This window comes from Sporosarcina sp. SAFN-015 (genome assembly GCF_051966875.1).
Taxonomy (GTDB): domain Bacteria; phylum Bacillota; class Bacilli; order Bacillales_A; family Planococcaceae; genus Sporosarcina.
The window spans coordinates 88,817-102,492 of record NZ_JBQCKP010000006.1 but is presented as its reverse complement, the minus strand read 5'-3'; the positions used below and the strand labels follow the sequence as shown (position 1 = coordinate 102,492).

Genomic DNA, 13,676 nt, shown 5'->3' with positions numbered 1-13,676 from the left:
AGGGGTGCTTCTGAAATGTCAACACTGGATGCCTTAGTAGAGAGAACAACTTCTTCCAGTACAAGGGTCGTCTCTGTTGCGTGTGCTGCGGATACGGAAGTGCTGGAAGCTGTTGAAATGGCAATTATGAAAGGAATCGCATCTTTTCTTCTTTTTGACGATGAAGAACGTTTACATCAGACAATTAGAGATCGTTTCCCCGAATTGGATGGACATCCTAACATCACGATCATCCATGCTATTAGCAAGGAAGAGGCGGCAGAGAAATCTGTACGTGCCGTCTCTAGCGGGGAAGCACAAGTGCTGATGAAAGGCAACTTGCCGACAGCAGTCGTATTGAAAGCCGTGTTGAACGGAGATTACGGCTTAAGGTCGGGAAAAGTTCTATCCCATGTGGCGGCATTCGAAGTAGACGGGTACGAACGATTGCTTTTCGTCACGGACGCAGGCATGAATATCTCCCCTAATTTGGAGGAAAAAGCTCAAATCATTAGGAACTCTGTGGCGACCGCAAGAGCATGCGGAGTGCACCTGCCAATTGTTGCTCCACTTGCAGCAATCGAGACGGTCAATCCGGTAATGACGCCGACAACTGATGCTGCATCACTCGTTGTCATGAATCAAAGGGGACAAATAAAGGATTGCATCATTGACGGGCCGCTCGCCTTGGATAATGCGGTATCGATTGAATCTGCTAGGCATAAAGGGATAATGAGCGAAACGGCAGGACGTGCTGATATTCTCGTCGTGCCATCAATTGAGGCAGGAAATATATTATATAAATCACTTATGTATTTCGCAAAAGCAAAAGTCGGCGGAATCATTCAAGGCGCCAGAGCGCCAATCGTGTTAACATCAAGATCGGATAGTGCTGAAACAAAGCTTTATTCATTAGCATTAGCTATACTGTCATCTAAAAAATAATTACGGAAAATCCGAAGGAGGAACTGCATTATGGAAATTTTTAAATATATGGAAACTCACGATTATGAACAATTGGTCATCTGCCAAGATAAGACGTCAGGATTAAAGGCAATCATCGCAATCCACGATACAACTCTTGGACCTGCACTCGGCGGTACACGTATGTGGACGTATGCAAGTGAAGAAGAAGCAATTGAAGATGCACTTCGACTAGCAAAAGGCATGACATATAAAAACGCAGCCGCGGGACTAAACTTAGGCGGAGGCAAGACCGTCATTATCGGAAATCCTAAAACAGATAAAAATGATGAAATGTTCCGTGCGTTCGGTCGTTTCATCGAAGGATTGAACGGAAGATATATTACCGCAGAAGACGTTGGTACAACTGAAGAGGATATGGATCTGATCCATTTAGAAACTGATTATGTAACAGGTGTTTCCGCAGAGTTCGGTTCTTCTGGAAACCCTTCTCCTGTAACAGCTTTCGGTGTTTATAAAGGGATGAAAGCAGCAGCTAAAGAAGCTTTTGGAAGTGACTCCCTTGAAGGCAAGACGGTAGCTGTACAAGGCGTCGGAAACGTTGCTTACACTCTTTGTGAATACTTGCATGAAGAAGGCGCAAAGCTGATCGTAACTGACATCAATAAAGAAGCGGTCCAACGTGCAGTTGATGCATTCGGCGCAACGGCTGTCGGTACGGATGAAATTTATTCCCAAGATGCTGATATCTTTGCACCTTGCGCACTAGGTGCCATCATTAATGACGAAACGATTCCACAATTAAAGGCTAAAGTGATTGCTGGCTCAGCAAATAACCAATTGAAAAACCCGGAACACGGGGATATTATTCACGAAATGGGCATCGTTTACGCACCAGATTACGTTATCAATTCAGGTGGAGTTATCAATGTGGCGGATGAGCTTGCAGGTTATAATCGGGAACGCGCATTAAAACGGGTTGCGGGCATTTACGATACGATTGAAAAGATTTTTGCAATTTCTAAACGTGATAGCATCCCTTCGTATGTTGCTGCGGATCGGCTTGCAGAGGAACGGATCGCTCGTGTAGCAAAATCACGAGGCCAGTTCCTTCAAAATGAAAAAAGCGTCCTATCGAAAAGAAAATAAAACAGCCTTTTAAAATCAATACTTTAGAAAGTACCGACCGATAGGAGGGATGGCGGTGCAAAAGAAGAGCTTCCGGATCCTTGTCATTAATCCAGGATCCACATCTACGAAAATCGGTGTGTACGATAATGAACAACTCATTTTTGAGAACACATTGAGACATCAAGCGGAAAAGCTTGCACAGTTTATTTCTGTCATCGATCAATACAATTTTCGAAAAGATGCCATCCTTTCTTCGTTGGAAATTGGCGGCATTCAATTAACAGACCTGGATGCCGTCTGTGGAAGAGGCGGATTGCTCCGACCGATTTCAGGCGGTACATATATGGTCAACGAAGCAATGCTCAGAGACTTGAAAAACGGATTTTCAGGTCAACACGCATCCAATCTAGGCGGCATCCTTGCAAATGAAATAGCAGCTGAAGTAAATATCCCTGCATTCATCGTCGATCCGGTAGTTGTCGACGAAATGCAGCCGATTGCCCGTATTTCAGGTTTTGAGCCAATTAGTAGAAAATCTATTTTTCATGCGCTGAACCAAAAGGCTGTAGCGAGAAGATATGCGAAACAGGTTGGCAAAAATTATGATGAGCTTCGATTGATCGTCACACATATGGGTGGCGGCATAACAGTTGGCGCACACTGTTACGGCAAAGTGATAGATGTCAACAATGGCTTGCATGGCGATGGACCGTTCAGCCCTGAACGGGCAGGAACAGTTCCTATCGGCGAATTGGTCGATCTATGTTATTCAGGAACTTATTTTAGAAAAGAAATTATGGCGAAACTTGTCGGTCAAGGCGGTCTCGTCGGGTATTTAGGGACGAACGATGCTGTTGCCGTCGAAAAGAGAATAGCAGCGGGAGACGAGAAAGCGGCGTTATTATATGAAGCGATGGCTTATCAAGTCGCAAAAGAAATTGGAAGCGCTGCAACTGTTCTTGAAGGCAAAGTTGACGCAATTCTTTTGACCGGCGGCCTTGCATACGGCAAGGAATACGTAGAAATGATCGCTAACCGCGTCGGATGGATTTCCGAGGTAATCACCTATCCGGGAGAAGATGAATTGCAAGCTCTTGCAGAAGGTGCTCTACGGGTCATGAACGGTGAAGAGCAAGCAAAAAACTATCCTGCTTGATGGATAGCTAAATGGAGGCCTTGATTACTAATGGCAAACGAATATGATGTAGTGATATTAGGCGGAGGCACCGGTGGATATGTTGCCGCAATTCGAGCTGCACAATTAGGACTTAAAACGGCGCTTGTGGAAAAAGATGCGCTCGGCGGAACATGCTTACATAAAGGGTGTATACCGAGCAAAGCATTATTGAAAAGTGCAGAAGTCTTTCAAATGGCAAAGAACGAAGCTGCCCACTTTGGTGTCGATACGAAAGAGACCTCATTGAATTTCGCACGAGTGCAGGCAAGGAAAGACGAAATTGTTCAACAGCTGCATAAAGGTGTCATCGGACTTATGAAGAAAGGCAAAATTGACGTGTATGAAGGTTACGGCCGCATGTTAGGGCCATCGATCTTTTCCCCGATGCCTGGAACGATTTCTGTTGAAATGAACAGCGGAGAAGAAAATGAAATGCTCGTTCTGAAAAACCTCATAATCGCAACCGGTTCCAGACCCCGCACTTTACCGGGATTGGAAATAGATGAACGACAAGTTCTGTCATCGGATGGTGCTCTTAAAATGATGGAACTTCCGAAATCAATGCTCATAGTTGGCGGCGGAGTCATAGGAATCGAGTGGGCTTCAATGTTGAATGATTTTGGTGTGGATGTCACGGTAATCGAATACGCAGATCGAATCATCCCGACGGAAGACGGGGATATTTCAAAGGAAATGAAAAAACTGTTGACGAAAAAGGGAATAACTTTCGTAACAGGAGCAAAAGTTGCAGCAGACACTCTAACAAAAACTGAAGGGTCTGTAACGATTTCTGCAGAAGTTTCTGGGGAAATGCAGGAATTTACAGCTGAGAAAATGCTCGTTTCAGTAGGAAGACAAGCGAATGTTGAAGGAATCGGCATTGAAAATACTGAAATTCAAATTGAAAAAGGTTTTATTAAGACGAAGCCGACTTTCCAAACGAAGGAAAGCCATATTTACGCAATCGGAGATGTGATTGGTGGTCTTCAGTTAGCCCATGTAGCTTCTCATGAAGGCATTTCTGCCGTTGAGCATATTGCAGGACACACGACTGAACCTATCAATTATACGAATATTTCCAGATGTATTTATTCAAGTCCTGAAGCGGCGAGCGTCGGTCTTACCGAAGCGCAAGCTAAAGAAAAAGGCTTTGACGTTAAAGTTGGCAAGTTTCCATTCGCTGCAATTGGCAAAGCGCTTGTAAATGGAAATGCCGACGGTTTTGTGAAAATTATCGCCGATAAAAAATCAGATGATATATTAGGCGTTCATATGATAGGCGGGCATGTGACAGACTTGATTTCAGAAGCTGGCTTGGCAATGGTTCTAGATGCAACCCCGTGGGAAGTGGCTTCAACCATCCATCCACATCCGTCATTATCTGAAGTGATCGGAGAGGCATCCCTTGCAGTGGATGGCATAGCAGTTCATATGTAATACAAATTGCCGGGAACGGCTTTCTGTTATAATTCAAACACCGATCATTTGAATTGGATTAAGAAGGGGGTTTCTTACGTGGCTAAAACACGTCATGAAGAATTGGGATTGACGAATGAGGACGTATTGGAAATTTATGAAACGATGGTTATGGCTAGACGATTAGATGAGCGTATGTGGCTTTTGAATCGTGCAGGTAAAATTCCGTTTGTCATTTCATGTCAAGGTCAGGAAGCGGCTCAAGCGGGAGCTGCATATGCACTCGATAAAGAAAAGGATTGGATTGCACCATATTACCGTGATATGGGCGTTGTTCTTCACTTCGGCATGACACCGAAAGAATTGATGCTTTCGGCTTTCGCTAAAGCAGAAGATCCGAACTCGGGCGGTCGTCAAATGCCTGGTCACTTCGGTCAGCGGAAAAATCGCATTTTGACGGGGTCTTCACCTGTCACGACACAACTTCCGCACGCAGTAGGAGTAGCGCTTGCAGCGAAAATGAAAAAAGAGGATTTCATTACATTCGTCACTTTAGGAGAAGGTTCATCCAACCAAGGTGATTTCCATGAAGGTATGAACTTTGCAGGTGTCCATAAATTGCCGACAGTCATCATGGTTGAAAACAATAAATATGCAATTTCAGTTCCTGTTGAAAAACAACTTGCTTGTGAAAATGTTTCGGACCGTGCCATCGGATATGGTATGCCTGGTGTGACTGTCGACGGAACAGATCCTTTAGAAGTGTACCGTGTTGTTAAAGAAGCGGCAGATCGCGCGCGCAACGGCGAAGGACCGAGCCTCGTAGAAACTGTATGTTATCGATTGACGGCGCACTCTTCAGATGATGATCATCGACTATATCGGGATGCAGAAGAGCTTGAGAATGAGCGGAAACTTGATCCGATCCCTAAGTTTGCATCTTATTTACGAGAAACAGGCGTCATCGATGAAGCATACGAAAAAGAGCTAGAAGAACGCATTATGGCAATCGTCAATGAAGCGACAGACTATGCGGAAAAAGCACCTTATGCAGAACCGGAGTATGCGCTTCGACATGTTTATAAAGAAGAAGGGGGGAACGAATAATGGCCGTCATTTCGTATATTGATGCTATTACCCTTGCCATGAAAGAAGAGATGGAAAGGGACGAAAATGTATTCGTTCTTGGAGAAGACGTTGGAAGGAAAGGCGGCGTTTTTAAAGCGACGACCGGCCTCTACGATCAATTCGGTGAATACCGTGCGCTCGATACACCGCTAGCGGAATCAGCAATTGCTGGCGTAGGGATTGGTGCTGCAATGTATGGTATGCGTCCAATCGCAGAAATGCAATTCGCGGATTTCATTATGCCTGCGGTAAACCAAATCGTGTCCGAAGCGGCGAAGATCCGTTATCGATCCAATAACGATTGGTCTTGTCCAATCGTAATCCGCGCTCCGTTCGGCGGTGGGATTCACGGCGCTTTATATCATTCCCAATCGGTTGAGTCGATGTTCGCAAGTACACCAGGCTTGAAAATCGTCATCCCTTCAACTCCTTATGATGCGAAAGGTTTGCTGAAAGCGGCGATAAGAGATGATGATCCGGTACTCTTTTTTGAACATAAACGAGCTTACCGTTTAATCAAAGGCGAAGTTCCTGAAGAAGAATACGTACTTCCAATCGGAAAAGCTGATGTGAAGCGTGAAGGGGAAGATATAACAATCATCACATACGGATTATGTGTCCACTTCGCTTTGCAGGCTGCCGAAAGAATGGCGGAAGATGGAATCTCAGCGCATATTCTCGACTTGCGAACTGTCTACCCATTGGATAAAGAAGCAATCATTGAAGCCGCTTCTAAAACAGGAAAAGTATTGCTTGTCACTGAAGATAACTTGGAAGGCAGTATTATGAGTGAAGTATCCGCTATTATTGCCGAAAACTGCCTATTCGATTTAGATGCACCGATTAAACGTCTTGCAGGGCCTAATATTCCGGCAATGCCATATGCGCCGACAATGGAGAAGTTTTTCATGGTCAATCCGGATAAAGTTGAAAAAGCAGCACGAGAGCTCGCAGAATTTTAATCGGAAAGGAGGTAATATGTTATGACAATCGAAAAAATTGAAATGCCCAAGCTCGGAGAAAGTGTTACAGAAGGCACTATTGAAAAGTGGTTAGTAAAGCCTGGAGATGTTGTGAATAAATACGATCCATTGGCTGAAGTGAACACAGACAAAGTAACTGCTGAAATACCTTCCTCCTTCACTGGAACAATTAAGGAAATCATCGTCCAAGAAGGAGAGACTGTAGAAGTTGGAATCGTCGTTTGCACAATCGAAACAGAAGGCGGTTCAGAAGCTCCGGTTGAAGCAGTCCCTGCAAAAGAAGAACCGGCAAACGAAATGCCAGCAGCGGGCTCCCAAAAACCAGCTGCACCGATCAAACGTGAAGCAGGGGCAGGGCGTTTTTCACCAGCGGTCATGAGATTGGCACAAGAGAACAATATTGATCTTTCACTTGTCCAAGGCTCTGGAAAAGAGGGACGTATCACACGGAAAGATATCCAAAGTATTATTGATAGTGGAGAAATTCCGACCGACAAATCGGTGCAAATCGAACAGACACCGAAAGAGGTGGAACAACAACCGGCGGCAACTGTACAAAGTGTATCCTCGACTAAGCCTGCAGAACCAACTTTAGTTCCAACTGCTGCTGGTGATATCGAAATACCGGTCACGGGCGTACGGCGTGCAATTGCGACGAATATGCTTCGCTCCAAGCACGAGGCTCCGCATGCGTGGACGATGATTGAAGTGGATGTAACGAATCTTGTTCAGTACCGCGATTCATTGAAGAATGATTTCAAGCAGAAGGAAGGATTCAATTTAACCTATTTCGCCTTCTTCGTGAAAGCAGTTTCCCAAGCATTGAAAGAATTTCCGATGATGAATTCCATGTGGGCAGGAGATAAGATCATCCAAAAGAAAGACATTAACATCTCCATCGCAGTAGCGACAGAAGATGCTTTATTTGTACCGGTCATTAAACATGCTGATGAAAAAACGATTAAAGGAATCGGTCGCGATATTAATGACCTCGCGTCGAAAGTCCGTTCCGGCAAATTGAAGTCAGATGAAATGCAAGGTGGTACATTCACTGTAAATAACACAGGTTCATTCGGGTCGGTCCAATCGATGGGTATTATCAATTACCCACAAGCGGCAATTTTGCAAGTCGAATCGATTGTGAAACGTCCTGTCGTTATGAATGGCGGAATGATTGCGGTACGCGATATGGTTAATCTCTGTCTGTCGCTCGATCACCGCGTGCTTGATGGATTAGTCGCTGGCCGTTTCCTAGCACGCGTCAAAGAAATCCTTGAAAGCATTTCAGCAGATAACACTTCTGTCTATTAATTACGAGCAAAGCCGTCTCTCTGTGAGAGGCGGCTTTTTCTCTATACTTTTCAAGCAATCAATCTTTATCCTGTTTGAGCTTTCAAAGAAATAGCTAGTCAGGTAAACTATAAGTAGTTGATGATTAATTTGACGCAAATTACATATTTACAGAAAGATACTATCAAGCTCAGCGAAAGGGGTAACCTTAGTGACTGTTGATAAGATGAAAAAGACGACCTTTGAAAAAGCAGGTTTCGAGCAATGGAAAGAACTCGCTATTACTTCTTTAAAAGGAAAGCCATATGCGAAATTGACGACAGCGACATTAGAAGGCATTGAGCTCCAGCCGCTCTATTTTGAAAAAACAGAGCTCAACAGCTCATCTGCAGTCCAATCGATGAAGCGTAGTGCCGGTTGGATCATTGCACAGCAAACAATCGCTGCAAGCAGTGCTGAATTCTTGGGACAATTGGAGGATTCGCTTGAAAAAGGGAATGAAGCAATTGTTTATGATGGCGGGCATCCGTTTGACTGGAATGATGATCAGCTCTTGCACTTATCATCATTCTTAGCTAAATACCCAGTATTTCTTTTCAACGTTCGTAATGATGACCCGATTTTAAGGGCATTTGATTTTGTCCATCATGAACTGAGGGAAGCGGTTACCGGTATCATCCAGGTGAGCGATTGGACTATTCCAGTCGGTTATAAAGGTATTCGAACAACAGGGGCAGATGTATGGAATGCTCATCATGAAGGTGCGGATGCAGTGACTGAGCTTGCCATCGTATTGGCAGAAGCTTCTCGTATTTCAACTAGCTATGAAAGTTTTCAAACATTTGCGGACAATTTCTTCGTCCGTTTTCCGATTGACACCCATTTCTTCATGGAAATCGCTAAACTAAGAGCTTTTCGAGTGTTATGGCAGGCGTTTGCCAAAGCTTATAATGTCGATGTATCACCGTTTGTACCAGTGTTGGCAGTAACGTCATTACGCTCTTTTTCAAAGCTAGATCCATACGTTAACATGCTGCGTGCAGGAAATGAGACATTCGCCGCAATTCTAGGCGGAGCCGACATTATCCAAGCGCATCCTCACAATATATTGACTGGCCCGAATGCAAGTTCAATTCGGTATAGCAGAAATATGCAACTCGTTTTAAAGGAAGAGACATATGTAGAAAAAGTTCTTGATCCCGCCGGCGGCTCATATTTCATTGAAAAACTGACAGAAGAACTTGTGGAAAAGTCTTGGAATTTATTTATTGATATTGAACGTACTGGGGGTATTGAAAATTTCCTTAAAAGTGGCCGCTTAAACGAACAGTTTTCAAAGCTGCAATTAGAAACGGCGACCGGGAAAAAGGCTCTCATAGGCACGAATGTATATGCTGAAATTGGACCGACAAACTTTGATGATTGGAATGGCCTTCAATCTAAATCGCGTCTGGCCGAACCATTTGAGAAACTGCGTCTTTCATTTAGTGAAAATCAACCAAAAACTGCAATACTCGTATTTGGTAAATTGAAAGATTTCAAGCCACGGGCTGATTTTGTAACAGGATTCTTAGCCTCAGGTGGAATTAGAAGCAATTGGAGCCCGATCTTTGAAAGTGCCGATGAAGCTGTTGAATGGTTACATAATGAAAAACCGGATTATGCAATTGTTTGCGGTACTGAAGAAATGATAGAAAATATTATGGAACCTCTACTTGAAAAGCTGCCGACAGGCATTTTGCTTGATGCTGCAGGAAAGATCAATGAAGAAACATTGAATGACTGGCAGCAAAAAGGTCTTAACGGAATGATCTACAACGGTCAGAATAAAATTAAGAAATTGCAAAAAGTGTTTGTTACGTGGCAGGGAGGTCTTCAGAAATGAATAAACCCAATTTCAACAAAGTTGATATAAGTAAAATAAACATCTCTGTAAATTTGACTGGAAATGAAACGCCTTTCCTTACGAATGAAGGCATATCCATTAAATCAATGTACAAGATTGATGATATAGAAAGCATTGATCATTTGGAAGACATGCCAGGCATTGCTCCAAACACAAGGGGGCCATACCCAACGATGTATGTCGCTCGACCGTGGACTGTTCGCCAATATGCCGGCTTTTCAACTGCTGAAGAAAGTAATGCTTTCTATAGAAGAAACTTGGCGATGGGGCAAAAAGGATTATCAGTCGCTTTCGATTTGGCGACACACCGAGGATATGATTCAGATCATCCTCGCGTGACAGGTGATGTAGGTAAAGCCGGAGTGGCAATTGATTCTGTCGAGGATATGAAAATCCTTTTTGACGGCATCCCGCTTGACCAAATGTCCGTCTCGATGACGATGAATGGAGCTGTGCTGCCAGTAATGGCGTTTTACATCGTGGCGGCAGAAGAACAAGGTGTAACCCCTGAGAAGCTGGCAGGTACGATTCAAAATGACATATTAAAAGAGTATATGGTGAGAAACACTTACATCTTTCCACCTGAAATGTCGATGCGGATTATCGCTGACATTTTTGAATATACATCCAAAAATATGCCAAAGTTCAACTCAATCTCCATTTCCGGCTATCATATGCAAGAAGCAGGAGCGACCGCGGATATCGAGCTTGCTTATACATTGGCAGACGGGCTCGAGTACGTGCGCACCGGATTGAAAGCTGGCATTGACATCGATTCATTTGCACCGCGTCTTTCTTTCTTTTGGGCAATCGGCATGAACTATTTCATGGAAATTGCGAAAATGCGGGCGGCACGTAAAATTTGGGCACAAATGATGCAGACTTTCAATCCATCCAATCCTAAATCCCTTGCATTGCGTACGCATTCTCAAACGTCAGGTTGGAGTTTGACGGAACAGGATCCTTTTAACAATGTTACACGTACATTGGTGGAAGCGAATGCAGCCGCAATGGGTCATACCCAATCATTGCATACAAATGCGCTAGACGAAGCGATTGCGTTGCCAACTGATTTTTCAGCACGAATTGCAAGGAACACTCAATTGTTCCTTCAGGAAGAAACGAATATGACGAAGACGATCGATCCGTGGGGCGGCTCCTATTATGTCGAAAGGTTGACTGCTGACCTGATGGAAAAAGCATGGGATCTAATTGAAGAGATTGAGGTGCTTGGAGGAATGGCAAAAGCAATTGAAACCGGCTTGCCTAAAATGAAGATCGAAGAAGCCGCTGCCAAACGTCAAGCAAAAATCGATTCTCGGACGGAAACGATTGTCGGTGTGAATAAATACCGGCTTGAACAGGAAGAGCCTATCGATATATTGGAAATCGATAATACAGTCGTACGTCAAAAACAGATTGACCGTATCCGACAAATGAAAGAAAAACGAGATGAAGTGGAAGTCAAGAAAGCCTTAGAAGCTATAACCGAGGCTGCTCGCAGTGGAAACGGGAATCTCTTGGCGTTATCGGTAAATGCGGCTCGAGCTCGGGCGACAATTGGAGAAATATCCGATGCAATTGAAAAAGTATCCGGAAGACATAAAGCGGTCATACGTTCTGTAAGTGGCGTCTACAGTTCGAATTTCTCAAATGCGGAAGAAATCGATGAAGTGAAAGAGATGACGGATGAGTTTTTGGAAAATGAAGGTCGCCGCCCTCGTATTCTCATAGCAAAAATGGGACAGGACGGTCATGATCGCGGAGCGAAAGTCATTGCCTCATCATTTGCGGACTTAGGATTTGATGTAGATATCGGACCTTTATTCCAGACCCCTGAGGAAACTGCTTTGCAGGCAGCGGAAAACGACGTCCATGTCATCGGAGTGAGTTCACTTGCTGCTGGACATAAAACTTTAGTGCCAGCATTGCGGGATGAACTTTTGAAAATCGGAAGGGAGGACATTTTAATCGTCGTTGGAGGCGTAATTCCAGCCCAGGATTATGAATTCCTAAGAGAAAACGGTGCGACAGCCATTTTCGGACCAGGTACAGTCATACCTGTCGCTGCCCAGAAAGTGATCGAAAACATTTACCGTGCTCTCGGTTACGAGGAAGTGACGGAGTGAGCAAGAAAGAACATTTGCGAGATGACAGTGCAATGCACGTAATGGATGGCATTGAGTCAAGGCATGACGGAATTGTTGGCTCAAAACGCAAACGATTTATTAAAAAAGAAAAGAAAATCGAAATCGATTTATTATATGATGAAATACGCAAAGGCTCGAGGCTGCATCTATCCAAAGCGATCACCTTATTGGAAAGTCGGGCGGAACATGACCAGAAGGCAGGGCAGGGGTTGTTACGAAAACTGCTGCCGAATACAGGAGAAAGCATCCGTATCGGCATTACCGGGGTGCCTGGAGCGGGAAAGAGCACATTCATCGAAACGTTCGGTCTTCTATTGGCAGAGGCTGGCCATAAAGTGGCCGTCCTTGCCATTGATCCGAGTTCAACGGTGACTGGTGGGAGTATATTAGGCGATAAAACTAGAATGGAGGCGCTCGCAAAGCATCCGAACGCTTTCATTCGCCCCTCACCATCTTCCGGAACCCTAGGTGGCGTCCATAAAAAGACACGCGAAACAATGCTGCTTTGCGAAGCTGCGGGATATGACATCATTCTCATTGAAACAGTCGGTGTTGGTCAAAGTGAAACTGTTGTAAGGGGAATGGTCGATTTCTTCATGTTGCTCGTATTGACTGGTGCAGGTGATGAGCTGCAAGGCATGAAAAAAGGGATTATGGAATTGGCGGATTGCATGATTGTCCATAAGGCGGATGGGGAGAATTTAAAACTGGCCAAAAAGACGGTTAGGGAATACCGCCAAATCCTTCATTTCCTTCAACCTGCGACTCCTGGGTGGTCGACGACTGCATTGCCTGTCTCTTCACTGGAACGAACAGGTTTTGAAACTGTGTGGGAAACGATAGAAACGTTTTACGAAAAAATGGAAGCAAGCGGCGTTTGGCATGAACGAAGACAGTCTCAGACAAAAGATTGGTTTCATTCTATGATCAGGGATCGGTTGATCGATAGTTTCTTTTCACAGCAAGGGAAAAAAGAGCTTGTTGCCGATCTGGAAAAACAATTGCTGACAGGCGAAATGACAGTTGCAAGTGCTGTGGACGCCATACTTCCAATGGATTGACAACATACATTGCAAGGTAAACTAAGCACTCTCTGTAAGCTCGAAATTCACTTTTTTGCAAGTCTAACAGCCAACTGATATGATGAAAATATATTTTGAAAGGGGCCAATTTACAATGACAATGGATTTTAATTTTTATATGGAAGATATTACGAAGCAAGCACGCTCCGAAATGGAAGCAAGCGGCTACGAACAACTAACAACACCTGAAGAAGTGGAAGAGGCATTCAAACGTCCAGGAACAACGCTTGTCATGGTTAACTCTGTTTGTGGCTGCGCAGGTGGGATTGCACGCCCAGCCGCTGCACACGCGGTCCATTATGATAAACGACCTGATCATCTCGTCACTGTGTTTGCAGGGCAAGATAAGGAAGCAACTGCATATGCACGTATGATTTTCGGTGAAGACCATCTACCTTCATCTCCATCCTTCGCATTACTAAAGGACGGTAAAATAGAAAACGTGAAATTGAACTTGGCGGAGGCGACGAACGGATTGCGAAACAGCATGAAAAAGGTAAACTGACAGCC

General features: G+C 44.3%; 11 protein-coding genes. All 11 read left to right on the top strand.

All coding sequences use genetic code 11. From position 1 onward, the window contains the following. Nucleotides 1–15: 15 nt before the first annotated feature. The 11 genes from yqiS (at nt 16) to ACTHPA_RS11935 (ending at nt 13,671) form a co-directional block, all read left to right on the top strand. A complete protein-coding gene (gene yqiS / locus ACTHPA_RS11985) occupies nt 16–924 on the top strand; it encodes a phosphate butyryltransferase (protein WP_440500510.1) in 909 nt (302 codons plus the stop codon). Nucleotides 925–954: 30 nt separating this feature from the next. Beyond that, nucleotides 955–2,052, top strand: a complete 1,098-nt coding sequence (gene bcd / locus ACTHPA_RS11980) for a branched-chain amino acid dehydrogenase (RefSeq protein ID WP_440500509.1) — start codon at nt 955–957, stop codon at nt 2,050–2,052. Between the two features lie 49 nt (nt 2,053–2,101). Next, complete coding sequence (buk, locus tag ACTHPA_RS11975) at nt 2,102–3,190, top strand: butyrate kinase (RefSeq protein ID WP_440500508.1); 1,089 nt, start codon at nt 2,102–2,104, stop codon at nt 3,188–3,190. 30 nt (nt 3,191–3,220) lie between these two features. Next, nucleotides 3,221–4,648 carry a dihydrolipoyl dehydrogenase gene (lpdA, locus tag ACTHPA_RS11970; RefSeq protein WP_440500507.1) on the top strand — a complete coding sequence of 476 codons (1,428 nt, stop codon included), beginning with the start codon at nt 3,221–3,223 and terminating at the stop codon, nt 4,646–4,648. A gap of 78 nt (nt 4,649–4,726) precedes the next feature. Then, a complete protein-coding gene (locus ACTHPA_RS11965; RefSeq protein ID WP_440500506.1) occupies nt 4,727–5,734 on the top strand; it encodes a thiamine pyrophosphate-dependent dehydrogenase E1 component subunit alpha in 1,008 nt (335 codons plus the stop codon). Next, the gene (locus ACTHPA_RS11960) at nt 5,734–6,717 is read left to right on the top strand and encodes an alpha-ketoacid dehydrogenase subunit beta (protein WP_440500505.1); all 984 of its coding nucleotides are present in this window, start codon (nt 5,734–5,736) and stop codon (nt 6,715–6,717) included. Before ACTHPA_RS11965 ends, ACTHPA_RS11960 begins: the two co-directional genes overlap by 1 nt. 21 nt (nt 6,718–6,738) lie before the next feature. Then, on the top strand, nt 6,739–8,049 hold the full coding sequence (locus ACTHPA_RS11955; protein ID WP_440500504.1) for a dihydrolipoamide acetyltransferase family protein: 1,311 nt from the start codon (nt 6,739–6,741) through the stop codon (nt 8,047–8,049). Between the two features lie 190 nt (nt 8,050–8,239). After that, nucleotides 8,240–9,913: a methylmalonyl-CoA mutase family protein gene (locus tag ACTHPA_RS11950; RefSeq protein ID WP_440500503.1), complete on the top strand. Its 1,674-nt coding sequence runs from the start codon at nt 8,240–8,242 to the stop codon at nt 9,911–9,913. Further along, nucleotides 9,910–12,063 (top strand): methylmalonyl-CoA mutase, encoded by a 2,154-nt coding sequence (gene scpA, locus ACTHPA_RS11945; RefSeq protein WP_440500502.1) that lies wholly within the window; start codon nt 9,910–9,912, stop codon nt 12,061–12,063. The genes ACTHPA_RS11950 and scpA overlap by 4 nt, the downstream gene beginning before the upstream one ends. Before the next feature lie 32 nt (nt 12,064–12,095). Beyond that, complete coding sequence (gene meaB / locus ACTHPA_RS11940) at nt 12,096–13,145, top strand: methylmalonyl Co-A mutase-associated GTPase MeaB (protein ID WP_440500701.1); 1,050 nt, start codon at nt 12,096–12,098, stop codon at nt 13,143–13,145. 115 nt (nt 13,146–13,260) lie between these two features. Then, the gene (locus ACTHPA_RS11935) at nt 13,261–13,671 is read left to right on the top strand and encodes a BrxA/BrxB family bacilliredoxin (RefSeq protein ID WP_440500501.1); all 411 of its coding nucleotides are present in this window, start codon (nt 13,261–13,263) and stop codon (nt 13,669–13,671) included. Nucleotides 13,672–13,676: the final 5 nt, after the last annotated feature.

Excerpts from the sequence above, each read along its gene's own strand:
- yqiS (WP_440500510.1), top strand. The coding sequence starts at position 16 with ATGTCAACACTGGATGCCTTAGTAGAGAGAACAACTTCTTCCAGTACA.
- bcd (WP_440500509.1), top strand. The coding sequence starts at position 955 with ATGGAAATTTTTAAATATATGGAAACTCACGATTATGAACAATTGGTC.
- buk (WP_440500508.1), top strand. The coding sequence starts at position 2,102 with ATGGCGGTGCAAAAGAAGAGCTTCCGGATCCTTGTCATTAATCCAGGA.
- lpdA (WP_440500507.1), top strand. The coding sequence starts at position 3,221 with ATGGCAAACGAATATGATGTAGTGATATTAGGCGGAGGCACCGGTGGA.
- ACTHPA_RS11960 (WP_440500505.1), top strand. The coding sequence starts at position 5,734 with ATGGCCGTCATTTCGTATATTGATGCTATTACCCTTGCCATGAAAGAA.
- ACTHPA_RS11955 (WP_440500504.1), top strand. The coding sequence starts at position 6,739 with ATGACAATCGAAAAAATTGAAATGCCCAAGCTCGGAGAAAGTGTTACA.
- scpA (WP_440500502.1), top strand. The coding sequence starts at position 9,910 with ATGAATAAACCCAATTTCAACAAAGTTGATATAAGTAAAATAAACATC.
- meaB (WP_440500701.1), top strand. The coding sequence starts at position 12,096 with ATGCACGTAATGGATGGCATTGAGTCAAGGCATGACGGAATTGTTGGC.
- ACTHPA_RS11935 (WP_440500501.1), top strand. The coding sequence starts at position 13,261 with ATGACAATGGATTTTAATTTTTATATGGAAGATATTACGAAGCAAGCA.